Annotated in this window: 11 protein-coding genes; 3 read left to right on the top strand and 8 right to left on the bottom strand. The window is 53.8% G+C overall.

All coding sequences use genetic code 11. The annotated features are described in order from the left end of the window. Positions 1–21 precede the first annotated feature (21 nt). Entirely contained in the window at positions 22–498 is a 477-nt protein-coding gene (locus tag NDQ72_18695) for an Lrp/AsnC family transcriptional regulator (GenBank protein ID WKD28041.1), read from the bottom strand. A 129-nt stretch (positions 499–627) separates the two neighbouring features. On the opposite strand from NDQ72_18695, the gene hppD reads away from it, so the two are divergent. Both hppD and NDQ72_18705 read left to right on the top strand, forming a co-directional pair. Next, positions 628–1,734 (top strand): 4-hydroxyphenylpyruvate dioxygenase, encoded by a 1,107-nt coding sequence (gene hppD / locus NDQ72_18700; protein ID WKD28042.1) that lies wholly within the window; start codon positions 628–630, stop codon positions 1,732–1,734. A gap of 40 nt (positions 1,735–1,774) precedes the next feature. Then, positions 1,775–2,140, top strand: coding sequence for a Rieske 2Fe-2S domain-containing protein (locus NDQ72_18705; protein WKD28043.1), 366 nt, complete (start codon positions 1,775–1,777; stop codon positions 2,138–2,140). Between the two features lie 56 nt (positions 2,141–2,196). Here NDQ72_18705 and NDQ72_18710 read toward each other — a convergent pair whose 3' ends face one another. From NDQ72_18710 to NDQ72_18720, 3 genes are read right to left on the bottom strand one after another with little or no spacing between them, the layout of a single operon-like run. Then, the gene (locus tag NDQ72_18710) at positions 2,197–3,603 is read right to left on the bottom strand and encodes a transporter (GenBank protein ID WKD28044.1); all 1,407 of its coding nucleotides are present in this window, start codon (positions 3,601–3,603) and stop codon (positions 2,197–2,199) included. Positions 3,604–3,637: 34 nt separating this feature from the next. Continuing rightward, positions 3,638–4,927 (bottom strand): FAD-binding oxidoreductase, encoded by a 1,290-nt coding sequence (locus NDQ72_18715; GenBank protein ID WKD28045.1) that lies wholly within the window; start codon positions 4,925–4,927, stop codon positions 3,638–3,640. 6 nt (positions 4,928–4,933) lie between these two features. Beyond that, complete coding sequence (locus NDQ72_18720) at positions 4,934–5,731, bottom strand: IclR family transcriptional regulator (protein WKD28046.1); 798 nt, start codon at positions 5,729–5,731, stop codon at positions 4,934–4,936. A 249-nt stretch (positions 5,732–5,980) separates the two neighbouring features. Between NDQ72_18720 and NDQ72_18725 the strand changes: the two genes are divergently transcribed. Beyond that, entirely contained in the window at positions 5,981–6,907 is a 927-nt protein-coding gene (locus tag NDQ72_18725; GenBank protein ID WKD28047.1) for a YihY/virulence factor BrkB family protein, read from the top strand. A 91-nt stretch (positions 6,908–6,998) separates the two neighbouring features. Here the strand turns inward: NDQ72_18725 and NDQ72_18730 are convergent, their stop codons facing one another. From NDQ72_18730 to NDQ72_18745, 4 genes are all read right to left on the bottom strand, one after another. Beyond that, entirely contained in the window at positions 6,999–9,131 is a 2,133-nt protein-coding gene (locus NDQ72_18730; protein ID WKD28048.1) for a TRAP transporter permease, read from the bottom strand. 80 nt (positions 9,132–9,211) lie between these two features. Further along, positions 9,212–10,237, bottom strand: coding sequence for a TAXI family TRAP transporter solute-binding subunit (locus NDQ72_18735; protein WKD28049.1), 1,026 nt, complete (start codon positions 10,235–10,237; stop codon positions 9,212–9,214). Positions 10,238–10,476: 239 nt separating this feature from the next. Further along, the gene (locus NDQ72_18740; protein ID WKD28050.1) at positions 10,477–11,859 is read right to left on the bottom strand and encodes a sigma-54 dependent transcriptional regulator; all 1,383 of its coding nucleotides are present in this window, start codon (positions 11,857–11,859) and stop codon (positions 10,477–10,479) included. Next, positions 11,856–13,622, bottom strand: a complete 1,767-nt coding sequence (locus NDQ72_18745) for an ATP-binding protein (GenBank protein WKD28051.1) — start codon at positions 13,620–13,622, stop codon at positions 11,856–11,858. Before NDQ72_18745 ends, NDQ72_18740 begins: the two co-directional genes overlap by 4 nt. Between the last annotated feature and the right edge of the window lie 33 nt (positions 13,623–13,655).

Genomic DNA, 13,655 nt, shown 5'->3' on the forward strand with positions numbered 1-13,655 from the left:
GTCAGTGATTTAGAACATCGCCTAGCCACCACTCACCGGCAGCCCCTGCTCCTCTTTCATACTCCGCAGTATGATTTCAGAGCGAACCTGGGTGACATTAGGATGAGGGAGTAGATGATGATGAATAAAGTCTGAAAACTCGGTGAGGTCCTTGGCGATAACGTGCAGTACATAGTCCGCATCCCCCGACACAGAATAAGCCTCACGCACCATGGCGTGCTTCGTCAGTAACGTTACAAAATCATCATCCATGCTCTCACCATGCGCTTTGAGATTAACGCGGGTGATCGCACGCAAGCCAAACCCCAGACTGGAGGCATCAAGCCTCGCCGAATATCCCTTAATCACTCCTTCGGCTTCTAGCCGCGCTTTACGCCGGGAGCACTGAGAGGGAGACAGGCTGACACGTTCTCCCAACTCTGAATTGGTGAGGGCTGAGTTCTTCTGCAATACTGATAAAATTGCAAGATCATATCGATCCAAAGAAATCCCGTGCATAGAACACTCCAGTTGCGCACAAGCTGTGCGCTATTTGGCGATATCTTAGGTTAGTTTGCAACCTAATTGCACCGCCTCTTCCCTATACTGAGCTTGTTCACTTACAAGACAATAATAGGAGAGACAGCGATGGGACCTTTTCCTCATGACGCGCCAAACGTAACCATAAGCGATGCAAACCCAGCGGGCACCGATGGTTTTGAATTTGTTGAATTTGCCCATCCTGAGCCGGAAAAGTTAGACAGCCTGTTTCGGCAAATGGGTTTCGTCCCCGTTGCCAAGCACCGTGATAAGTCAATCACCGTTTATCGTCAGGGTGATATTAACTATCTGCTTAACAGCGAGCCTAACTCCCACGCGTCAGCGTTTATTGAGGCGCACGGCCCTTGTGCACCGGCCATGGCTTGGCGCGTTGTTGATGCTCAGCACGCCCTAAAACGTGCCGTTGAGTTAGGGGCTGAAGAGTTCACTGGCAATAAATCCATCGACGCGCCTGCCGTTGTTGGTATTGGCGGCTCGCTGCTTTACTTTATTGATACGTATGGCGAAAAAGGCAGCTGTTATTCAAATGAGTTTGACTGGTTAGATGAGGTAAACCCTAAGCCTAAAGGGTTTGGCTTTTACTATCTTGACCACCTCACTCATAACGTTATTCGCGGCAATATGGACACGTGGTATAAGTTTTATCACGACACCTTTAACTTCCGTGAAATACGCTACTTCGATATCACCGGTAAAGTCACCGGCCTTACTAGCCGCGCTTTAACTTCTCCCGATGGCAAAATTCGTATCCCGATTAACGAGAGTGCCGACGATCACAGCCAAATTGAAGAGTACTTGCGCGAGTATAATGGCGAAGGTATTCAGCACATTGCCATTGCAACGAACGATATCTATACCGGCACTGACTTAATTGCTGATGCGGGGCTTGAGTTTATGCCTGGCCCACCGAACATCTATTATGAAAAATCGCTTGAGCGCGTAAAAGATCACCAAGAGCCCCTCGATAAACTCCGTAACCGTGGCATTTTGATTGATGGTGAAGGCGTTGTAGGCGGTGGCGAAACCAGAATTTTGCTACAGATTTTCTCAAAAACGGTGATTGGCCCGATCTTCTTCGAGTTTATCCAGCGTAAAGGCGATGATGGTTTTGGAGAGGGCAATTTTAAAGCACTGTTCGAATCCATCGAAGAAGATCAAATTAACCGCGGAGTGTTGCAAAGCACTGCTGACTAGTACTTATGACTAGTGCTGCTAAATGGTAAAAGGAAGCACTGTGTACGACGCGTGGCGTAACTATGCAAATGCCCCCCAAGAGGGGGCGATTGTTTGCCCTTCTAACCTTATAGAAGAAGGCAATGCACACTGCATGGAAGTTATTAGTAACGATGGTTCTTTCCCCGTCATTGTAACGCGCATAGAGGGTGCAATTTATTGCTACGTCAATGCCTGCCCCCATCAATACTTACCTTTAAATTACCGGTCGGACAGTGTTATTTCGTCAGATAGAAGCCGTTTGCTATGCAGTGCCCATGGCGCAGCGTTTGATATTAAAACAGGCAACTGTTTAACGGGCTCCTTCGATAAACTTGACGCAATACCGGTGTTTGAAGACCAAGAAAGAAATGTATGCATTGGCTGATGCTAGATTAAGCCCTGCGATAATGGCCTCAGGCGGCCTACCGCAGGGCTTATCGCTTATAGCGTGAGACCGAGCAAAAGGTAAGCAGCCAAGGAGAGTGTGGCAACGGTAAGCGCAAAGGGAATTTGCGTCTTGATATGGTCGATATGGTCAGAAGCAGCCCCTGTTGAGGCAAGCACTGAGGTATCCGACAACGGCGAACAGTGGTCCCCGAACACACCGCCACCCGCTACGGCTGCCACCGTGGCATATACCAGCGGTGTCAGCATATCGCTGCTGAAGTTGAATGCGAGCGGCACAGCCAGCGGCATCATGATAGCGAAGGTGCCCCAAGAGGTACCGGTTGAAAAGGCGATAACGGCAGCGATCAGAAATGTCATCGCTGGTAGTAATGCCGGTGTCAGCCATCCACCGGTGGCTTCAACAATATAGCTCGCCGTGCCCATGTCTTTGGAAAGCTGATTCAACGAATAGGCTAACGCCAGAATAATAATGGCTGGCATTACTCCCTTCATCCCGGCCATCGAGGTTTTCATAATGTCGTTGAAGGGAATGCCCTGAAGGCGCATAACGATACCGAGAAACACAGAAGCCGCCAGAAACGCTTCCATGGTTTTGGCCGAATCCATCACGATAAAGGTGCCGACAGCAACGCCGATCACCACCAGCACCGGGGCGAAAAAATTCCAGAATAGGTTGGTACGCGCACCATCATAAGGCGGAATTTCTGTCAGCTCCTCGCCCACCAGCGGTTCAGCCCCATCACGCAGCACTTTGCCCTCTTCCTGAGCGCGACGCTCGGCTTCTCGCATCGGTCCAAAAAGTGGAATAACACCGACAATGACCAGCCCCACGACCAGCACCGAGAGCCATGCATAGAGGTTAAAGGGAACCGCATGTAGAAACACGCCCATCGCCTGTGCAGCATTTTCGATGGGTCCCATGCCAATCAGTAAACCAGAAATAAACACTGCCCAGCCAGTGATCGGAACCATCACACTCACCGGGGCGGAAGTGGAGTCCGCGATATACGCCAGCTTTTCCCGCGATACCCGATAGCGATCCGTCAGGCCGCGCATGGTGCTACCGACAAACAAGGGGCTGAAATAGTCGCTGAAGAAAACGAACATGCCCATCACCCAGGCGATCAACTGAACCCGCACTCGCGATAAAGCACGGCGTTCCACCCAGGCGGTAAAGTTCTGAATCGCCCCTGTGCGTTGGAAGAACGCGATCACTGTGCCAATGAAAAGCTCCAACAGCAGTATCCAGGAGAAACTGGTGGTGCCCAGGGTTTCCTTTAATAGCGTGGGAAAGCCCATCAAGCCATTGCCTAGGGTAATCACTCCAACGAAACAGGCGACTGCCAGCGAGAAAACGGTGTTGCGGGTAATAAATGCCAGCACAATGGCTAACGCCGCCGGCATGATGGAAAGCAGCCCAATATGATCTTGAGGATCCATTGTCATCTCTCTTTTTTATAATGGTGAGTGGGGATCAAGTTTCTTGTTTTGCCTTACGGCGCTCCATTTCACTGGTCAGGTAGAAACCCAACCGACGCACGGGATCGGGCGGCATCCAACTCGCCTTGCCGAATAACGACGCAATATTTTCGACCGGCTGACCCATGGCATGGCGCGCCAAGGCATCGCCAAGGAAGGTACCCTTGACGATACCGCCGCCATTGCACCCCGCTGACACATACAAACCGGGCTGGATCTCCCCCCAGAGTGGCGCGCCGTTATAGGTCAGCCCGGTGGTCCCTCCCCAGACCTTATCGAAGCGCACTGGGGTGAGTTCGGGATAGCGCGCCTCAAGGCTCGCTTTCAGTTCAGCCTCAATACGGGCGTTATCGGCTTCGCGCTCATAGCTGTAACGCGAACGAATCATCAAGCGCCCATCGGCGGTGGTGCGCAGCGTGCAACCCAAACGATGCGCGGGTAACAGCCCCCAGGTCGTCGCAGCAATGCGTTGTCGTTCCAGCTCCGGCAACGGCTCGGTAATCGCGGCGTAGGTATAAATAGCGGTTAGCCGCGAAGGGTCTGCACCCAAGGCTCTAGAAAACGCGTTATTGGCTAGGATTACCTGCCCAGCCGTTACTTCGCCTTCGGGTGTAGTGACACGCCACTTTTTGCCATCAGGCTTGATTTGAGTCGCGGGCGAGTGCTCATGCAGTTCGATTCCGGCTTCTAATGAATCCGCTAAACCAACAATCAATGCTGCAGGCTGCACCAGATAACAGTCCGGTGAATAAATACCCTGTGTGTAGTAGCGCGTGCCAATTCGCTCAGCCAGTTGGCTAGCGCTCAAGGTCTGGTAAGAAAGGCCTGCAGCGTTAAGAAAAGCTTCATACTGGACCAAGGCGCGCTGACCTATCGCACTACGGGCAGCGCGGTAAGTGCCGCTACGTTCAAGTTGGCAGTCAATTCCCAGCCGTTCGACCCGCTCGCGCAGTAGCGCCATGGTTTGTCGGCTTAACGCGTTCAGTGTCTCCATGCGCTCAAGTTCTTCGGGACGAGCATCATTGGCTAAAGCGATTTCCAGCATGAAACCAGAGTTACGCCCTGGGCTACCTTCACCTACTTGGTCGGCTTCAAGAATTTTGATGCGGGCTTCCGGCCGCGCCTGCTGCCAGGCCGTAGCTGCCGCGAAGCCGGTGTAACCAGCCCCGATGATGACGACATCCGCCTCAGTTTGGCCACGCAAGGCGGGGCTCGGCTGGCGCTCTGGGAGCCAGGCGTTCCAGCCGCACAGGCGCTGGTGGGATGGATGCGTGGGTTGTGGCATGACGATTTAATCCAGATACAGTAGGCCGTGGGCCTGGTTAACCATAGCGGCGACTTCGTCTTGCATGCCTTGGAGCACCTCCTGTTTATGGGCCGGTGTCATGCGAGACTTGAGCATTGAGCAGCTCATGGCCCCCAAGGGGTGACCACTATGGTCGAGAATGGGAATGGCTAAGCCGCAGTATTCCGGGAGCAGAGAGCCTTCAACGCCACGGGCGTAGCCATGTGTTAGTAGATGGTTAATTTCGGCTTCGACATCGGCGGTGGCGATCGCGTAATCATCCCGCAGTCGTGTCGCGTTGTGGTCGAGAATCTCGCCTCGTTCATCCGCACCGAGATACGCGAGCAAGGCAATCGACGCTTGGCCGACACCCAGCGGCAAGCGCCCTCCCGTCGCCCTAACGAAACTGCCCACCGGATAAGCACCGTTCTGTACTTCCAGGCAGACCGCGTAGATACCATCGCGGGCGAACAGATAGAAACTGTCTCCCCAGCGTTGTGCCAACGCCAGCAATCTCGGCCGGGCCAAATCTCGCAATCCAGCGCCATTGCCCGCCTGAGCACCAAGCACTAGCAACTCATAGCCCAGCAAGTAACGCCCACGGATGGGAGAAGAGCGTAAAAACCCTTGCTGCTTGAGACCTTTTAACAACCGATAGAGCGTAGGACGGCTGAAGCTCAACTCATTCAGATAATCGTCGACACTCGCACCGCGGTGGCCACCACGTGCGGTAACTTGCAGTATCTGCATGGCGTGAACGAGCGTGGTGGGGCCTGATGAGGTGATGTTTTCATTTACCGGCATTATGTTTATCGTTATCTGTCTAGGTGAGCTAGAACATAGCAAGACAAATTCACGAGTTCATCTCACTAAATGAGACACAACCATTTTCACGCGATAAAGCGGGTGTGGGGCAATGGGTTCCGCCGGGCAACGCCAATCATTGCCTATCATTTTGCCGGTCAGTGCGTCAGTCTATCCACTGACGCTTGTTGTCGCTGAACAGTCACACCGCCAAGGCATAGTGTTGGCACACAAGGAGAATGGCAAACGATGGGGCGCAACCAAACAGCACTCAATGCCTTACTTCTACTGCTGCCACGGCTGGCTCATTTTGCCTGGCGTGTCGTGTGTCACTTCTTGAAGAACCGCGGCATCCTGCTTGCCGGTGGGGTGGGCTACAATATTTTGCTCTCCATCGTGCCGCTCTTTGCAGTATTGGTTGTACTGTTGACCAAAGTGGTGGATCAACAGCATTTACTCAGCGTTCTTGCTGTACAAGCGCGCCACCTAGCACCGGCCCATGCCGAAGTGTTGATGGATGCCGTCCGCAGTCTACTGGAGTCTCGCGGCGTCATCGGCATTCTTAGCTTACCCATTCTGCTGCTCTTCAGCTCCTTCGCCTTTCGCATGCTCGAAGATGCCTTGGCGATTATCTTCCATGCGCCAGAAAGCCCCCACATCAAGCGTAGTGTGTGGGTGTCGGTGATGCTGCCTTACGCTTTCATGTTGGTGCTAGGGGCGGGGTTGCTGGCCTTAACACTGGTCGTCACCCTGGCTAGCTCGCTCAATACGCTGATGATGGCGCTCTTTGAGCGGCAACTGCCGTTTGCGGGCTTCTCCGAACCAGTCCTTAACTTATTCAGCTTTGTTGGGGTTTTCTTATTGTTTAGCGCTATCTACAAGGTGCTACCGGTGGTGCGTATCGCGTTACGCCGAGCGGTAATCGGCGGCTTTGTCGCGGCACTGCTGTGGGAAGGCGTGCGGCTGCTACTGGTCTACTATTTCACCCACCTCTCGTTCGTCAACGCCGTTTACGGATCCCTAGCAACGCTGATCATTGTGCTGCTCAGCCTAGAAGTCGGTGCCATCATTTTACTGCTGGGCGCGCAGGTCATTGCTGAGTTAGAGCGCAACACGCGCCTCGGCCTACCTTGGCATATTGACCCTGACCGACAGCCCATCACCCACCTTGATTAAGACGTTACATTGAAATGCCGCCATCTTTTGATGGCGGCATTTATTTGAGCGCTATTTATAAGAGGGCTGCCCCCTTTATGCTCGTCTAGTGTCAGGCCATTGTATGTACCACCTGGCGGTCACGTCTGGCACTCCACACCAGCGTCATCAGAAACAGTGCCAATCCCAAGAAATCCAGCAGCAAGTTTCCGTGAGGCCACAGCATTAAAGCACCAACGGGGAACATGGCTAGGCGCAGCCACCAGGGCAACTCGCTTTCCAGATAGCCTTCCAGCCCGGCGATAATGGCGTAAATGCCGAACAACGCGAAGGCAAACACCACCAACATTTCGGTCGGCGTCCCGGTGATCATTGGCGACCACACAAACAGCAAGGGAATGATGTAGAGGCCCTTGGCGATTTTCCAAGCGGTAAAACCGGTACGCATAGGTGGCGTTTTGGCGATCGCCGCCGCAGCGAAGGCGGTAAGGCATACTGGCGGAGTCACGTTGGAGTCCTGAGATAGCCAGAAAATCACCATGTGCGCTGCCACTAACATCATTGATATCGTGTGCGGCGAAAGCGCTTGTTCGTAAAGTTGTGAACGGAAATCGTCCGGTACCAAGGCCAGTAGCTGTTGAGCACTGGCAGCGTCCATCGGAGCATTCAGCGCTTCTAAAGCATCTGGCGCGGCAAGCATAAAGATCGCCCGTGCCTGCTCGGGCAAATCACCGGCCATAATCAGTTCTAACAGCTGACTGTGTGCCATCAGACCATACAACGCCGGTGCCGATAGCGTGCCCAATACGATGTAAGCGGCCGTCACCGGCAACCCCATCCCCAGTACCAGAGAGGCCAGCGCGATCAACACAATGGTGATTAACAGGCTGCCGCCCGCCCAGTCTGAGATCATCAACGAAAAGATGTTACCAATGCCGGTCGTCGACACCACATTGACGATCAAGCCAACTGTCAGCAGTAGAATGGCAGTGGAAACCATGTTGCGGGTGCCCAGTACCAAAGCGTCGATAATTGCCTGAAGCTTCATGGGTGAACGTGATAACCAGGAAGCAACGACCACCGACACGATAGCGATACCGGCAGCATAGGTGGGGGTGAAGCCATTGATAAGGGCGACGACCAGCACCACGAGTGGCAGCAGGTAGTGCCAACCGCCCTTCAATACATCAATCAGTTTTGGAGCTTGCTCCGTTTCTACCTGATGAGTACCGCTACGCTTGGCTTCGATGCGCACGAACATGGCCACCGAGAGGAAGTACAGCAGAGCAGGAAGCGCAGCGACCCCAATGATGGTGAGATATGACACCTGGGTGTAAGAGGCCATGATAAAAGCCCCTGCCCCCATAACGGGAGGCATAAGCTGGCCTCCGGTTGAAGCAGCGGCTTCAACGCCGGCCGCAAAACGCGGTGGAAAGCCTGCCTTACGCATTAAGGGAATAGTGATCACACCGGTAGAGACCGTATTGGCTACGCTGGAGCCAGACACCGACCCCATAAGCCCTGAAGCGAATACCGCTACAAATCCCGGGCCACCAACAAAGCGACCCGCGGCACAACGTGCTAGCTCGATGATGAACTCTCCAGCGCCCGAACGTACCAGGAAGGCACCAAAGAGAATGAACATGAAAACGTAAGACCAGGAAATCCGGGCAATCGAGCCCAGCATGCCGTCACCGCCGAGGAAGCTGCGAAACAGAACGGTTTCCCAATTCAGCCCAGGGAAATTGAACACCCCACCTACATAGCGCCCCCACCAGGCAACGTACGTCAGTGCAATGATACATAGCAGCGGAATAAACCAGCCGGTAGTCCGGCGGGCAAATTCTAGTACCAACGCCAAAGCGGTAATCGACACGATCCAGTCAGCCAGGGAAAAGCGTACCCCACGGGCATAAAGCGCATCCTCAAAGCCGATTAAATAGAACGCACACCCTAGGGCGGCTAGACCAAGACACACATCAACGGCGAGTAATAGGCGCTGACCGCTAGCCGAGCGCGCTTTGAACATCGGCACGGAAAGCGCGCACAACAGGCCGAACATACCGAAGTGTAATGCACTAACCCAAATTTCTGAGACAGTGCCCAGGGTATTGAAATAGATATGTGAGAAAGCAACGACGATGGCGAGCAAGCTTAGAATCCGCCCAAGCCAGGGGTGCTCAAGGCGCTCTGAAGCGCTGCTTGCGGATTCATCGCGCACCGTATCAGGTGTCGAATGACTCATGGTGTACCTCATAACACTAAGTAAGGCATAGGGAGGCCATCCGCCCGGCTTATGCCAGGCAGATGCAGGGCGATAGGCCTTCAGCCTTCGAGAAGATGCTCGGGAATTTCAATTCCTTGTTCACGGAAATAGCGCGCGGCACCGGCATGCAGTGGTATCGGCAGGCCGTCGAGCGCTTTTTCCAGAGCCATATCACGCGTTGCCGGGTGAATGTTGTTTAGAAACGGCAGGTTCTCGAACATGGCTTTGGTGATCTGGTACACATGCTCTTCAGGAACATCGGCGTTAACCACCAAAATATTGGGCTGGGAAATGGTATTGATCGGGGCATCCTGACCAGGGTAAGTGTCGGCGGGAATTTCGAAAGCGCTCCACACTGGGTACTGGCTGTTAATGCGCTCAAGTTGCTCAGCGGTCACGTTCAGCGTGGTAATGTCATCGCCCATATTGGCATAGGCGCTGGTCACGGCAGAGGCCGGAACGCCTGCCGGTATGTTCATACCGTCTATATTGCCGTTCTGCATGGAATCGGCGCTGGCACTGTAGCCCAGGTAGGCAATATCCATCTGCTCTGGATCAATCTCCAGACCGGCAAGAATTTGCCGACCAGAGCCTTCGGTACCGGAATTGCGCGCACCAATAGAGAAACCGCGCCCGTATAGCTGGGCCAAGTCATCGATGGTGCCAGTATCGACCAGTGCGTCACGCATCACAAAGTGTTCGACGTTCTGCCACAGCATAGAAACTGAGCGTACGTTGTCATAGGCTTTGGGCACTGGCCCCTCACCGGACCATGCCCAGGCGCCGTAGAGCGCTTGCAGAATGCCGAATTGAGCCTGGTCATCATCCATCAAGCGCAAGTTTTCCGCTGAACCCGCCGAGCTGATGGCAGAAACGGAGATGCCGTGGGTAGGCTCGAGCTTGACACGTATCAGTGTAGAAAGCGCGACGCCTACTGGATAGAACGTGCCACCGGTGGTGGCAGTGCCCATGATGTATTGTCCGCCCTCGGTAGGTTCCTGAGCGGTAACAGCGGAGGCACTGACGCCGAATGCAGCGGCGGTAGCGAGACAAAGAGCGGTTTTAAGAAATTGGCGTTTCAGCATGGTGTTGCTCCCAGCTTATTGGAATTGTTGGAGTAATCACTACTCCTTCCCCAATAGAGCGAGAAGCTAGCCAACTTTAAACAAAGATATAAAAATCAATATATTATAATTTTACTTCTACGACAAAAGGCGAAGACGCCTGAACAAACATCGGCCATTTTTTGCCGATGACTTTTGCCCTCATCGGCAAAAAATGGCCGATGAATCAGTCCTGGCACATTGACGCTTGAATCAATCGTTTAGGTCGCGAGAAAGTCTTCGCGGCGTAACTGGTGACGCTGCATTTTCTGATTGAGTGTACGGCGAGGCAGATCGAGTTCGTCGAGTACCGCTTGAATATTGCCATGATGGCGCTGTAGCGCTTCTTTCAAGACGGTAGCCTCAAATACTTCCATACGCACAGAGAGTGCAGACGCTTGGTGTGACGGCATAGACGAGCGCTGCCAGGGCAGATCCAGCCCAAGAATAAAGCGCGTGGCAATATTACGCAGTTCGCGGAGGTTTCCAGGCCACCGATGATTACCGAGGGCAGTCAGCAGTTCTGTGGTGGGTTCGCGTAGCGGCCTTTCGTGAACATCAGCAGCTTGATGGCAGAAGTGACGAAACAGCAAGGGAATATCTTCGCGGCGCTCACGCAAGGGGGGAATCGCCAGCTCAGCAATCGCCAAGCGATAATAAAGATCCTCGCGAAAATCTCCTTGCGAGACCATTTCCAGCAAGTTCTCTTTACTGGCCGCCACGACCCGAAGATGGAGGTGGATAACTTGATTGCTGCCTAGCCGAGTAATTTCACCTTCCTGCAGTGCGCGCAACAGCTTAACCTGAGCAGACAGTGGCAGTGATTCTATTTCATCCAAAAAGAGGGTGCCGTGGCTAGCGGTTTCCAGCAGGCCTATACGCCGCTCTCCCGCCCCGGTAAAGGCGCCTTTTTCATGCCCGAACAGCTCTGATTCAATTAATTCACTGTTCATGGCGCCACAGTTCAACGCCACAAAAGCGCCTTGGCTACCGCTGCCAAAGTCGTGCAAGGCGCGAGCCACAACTTCCTTGCCGCTGCCCGTTTCACCATTGATAACCACGTTGGCGCGGCTAGCAGCTAAGTTTTCCACTTGGCGCCGTAGTAGTTGCATCAGCGCAGAATCGCCGAGCAGGCGCGTGCTTAAATAGTTATGCCGTAATGCCTGCTGTAACTGCAGGTTTTCCAGCGCCAGGGCCCGATGCTCTAGTGCTCGTCGTACACACTCTTCAAGGCGTTCAGGGTCGAAGGGCTTTTGCACAAAATCCCAGGCCCCCTGCTGAATCGCCGCAACCGCCATGGGGACATCGCCGTGGCCCGTGATAAGAATCACCGGGGGCGGCGTATCGAGTGCTTGCACGGCGGCAAACAAGGCCAAGCCATCCATCTCGGGCATCTTGATATCACTGACGACGACACCACACGGCTGACCGTTTTGAAGTGCATTCAGCGCCTTACCGGCACGTGAAAACGTGCGAACCTCTAATCCCGACACCTCCAACCATTGGCTAAGAGAGTCACGGACATCAGCTTCATCGTCCACTAGCCAGACGGGCAGAGAAGCAGCCGATAGTCGAGCTAAGGTGCTAGAAGATGCTTGCGTCATGAAGGTGTCTCCTCACCATGCGGTAATGTCAGACGAAACCAAGCGCCCCCAGCGGGGTGATTACCAGCGCTGAGTTTACCGCCAAGATCCTGAGCAATGCCGTAACTAATAAACAGCCCCAATCCTAAGCCTTCCCCAACCGGTTTAGTTGTAAAGAATGGGTCGAACATCTGCTCGATCACTTCTTGAGGCAAGCCAGGGCCATTGTCATGGATCGTCAACCGCACTTGCTCCGTAGTTACCTCAACATGCAGACGAATGACGCCATTGGGTATGTCGTTCAACGCATCCAGCGCATTACGCAGCAGGTTGGTGAGCAACTGCTCAAGGCGAACGTCATCGCCGCGTACCCAGAGTGACTGCGGCCAATCGCCGTCACGCTCCAAACGCACTTTTTGCTGCTGGAAACGCTCCTCGAGTAGCTCTAGTACGAAGTTCAGGCTGGTGGGAAGGTCCACACTCTCCCGGCTCTCGCCCTTGCGAGCAAACAGTTTTAGCTGCTCGATTAACCGAGCGAGACGTTTGCTCAATACCTGTATACGTTGGAAGTTGTCGGCTGCCATTTCCTGACGGCCAAGCGCCAGCAATCGCTCACCGTTGGCAGCATAAGTGCGGATGCCTGAAAGAGGTTGATTAAGCTCATGGGCAATGCCTGCCGCCATGGTCCCCAAAGCGGCCAATTTACCCGCTTGGACCAGTTCAGCTTGCGCATCCTCTAAGGCCTGGGTGCGTTCCTGGACACGTTCTTCCAAGCGAATATTGGTTTGCTGGATGATTTTCGCCTGAGCATCGCGCATGTGTTGGCGTTTTTGGCGTTCACGCAACCACAAGCCAAACAACAAAAGAGCGGAAAGCGTGACTAAGCCCGCCAGGAGTACATTGCGAGCACTGATATAAAGTGGGCGCACCGGGCTGAGATAATGCATCGACCAACCCAGTGTCGCAAGCGGCAGGGAAGCGACCAGAAAACGCTCGCCTCCTCCTTGTGCTTGGTTGCCTATTACCAGCGTATCGTCATGCAGGCGCTGACCGAGTGGGGAAAGCGGTTTATCGAGAAATTGACGTTGGGCGCTAATCTGCGCCAAAGCATCATCAGAAAGCCCATCTATGTGCTGAAACCGCCACTGCTCGCGGCTAGAAAGTATCACAACGCCATTAGCGTCCGACAAAATGACGTGCTCTTGTGCTCGACGCCAATCCTCTTGAAGCGCTTCCAGTGAGACCTTAACCACCAAGACACCCGCAGAGGCAGTGTCGTCGCCAAGCGTAACGACATAAGAGGTGAAATAACCCGGCTGTCCGGTTGTATCACCTATCGCAAAGAATTCACCGCTACCGCTCTGCATGGCATCGTAAAAATAGGGGCGAAAGTGATAATCATGGCCAATGAAACTTTGCTCGAGTGCATAGTTGCTGCTGGCCAGGGTGACGCCTTGCTCATTCATCAGAAAGATGGCGTCAGCGCCCGAACGCTCAGCGACCTCTGCCAAATGCTGATTAACAGGCGACAGCAATAGCTCACTAGGTTCGCGCAGGGCAGCCTGGACTAAAGGCTGCTGGGCCAGTAAGTCAGGCAGGTAGGTAAAGCGCTCAAGCGCACCTTGCAGGCTGCTGGTGTAGAGCGCTAGACGCGTATTCGCGTGACGCTGGGCATCCGCTTCAGCGTGGCTGTATTGCCAATGCCATAACCACCATAACCCTAAAAGGCTCAGCACGATTAAAGAGGCCAGAACCAGCGCATACAGCCAAATCTTTCTGCTCACTGTGAGTTTGCCTTAACGGTCGAGTTGATCAGA

Origin of the sequence: Halomonas sp. KG2 (assembly GCA_030440445.1) — a bacterium.
In the GTDB taxonomy this organism is placed as follows: Bacteria; Pseudomonadota; Gammaproteobacteria; order Pseudomonadales; family Halomonadaceae; genus Vreelandella.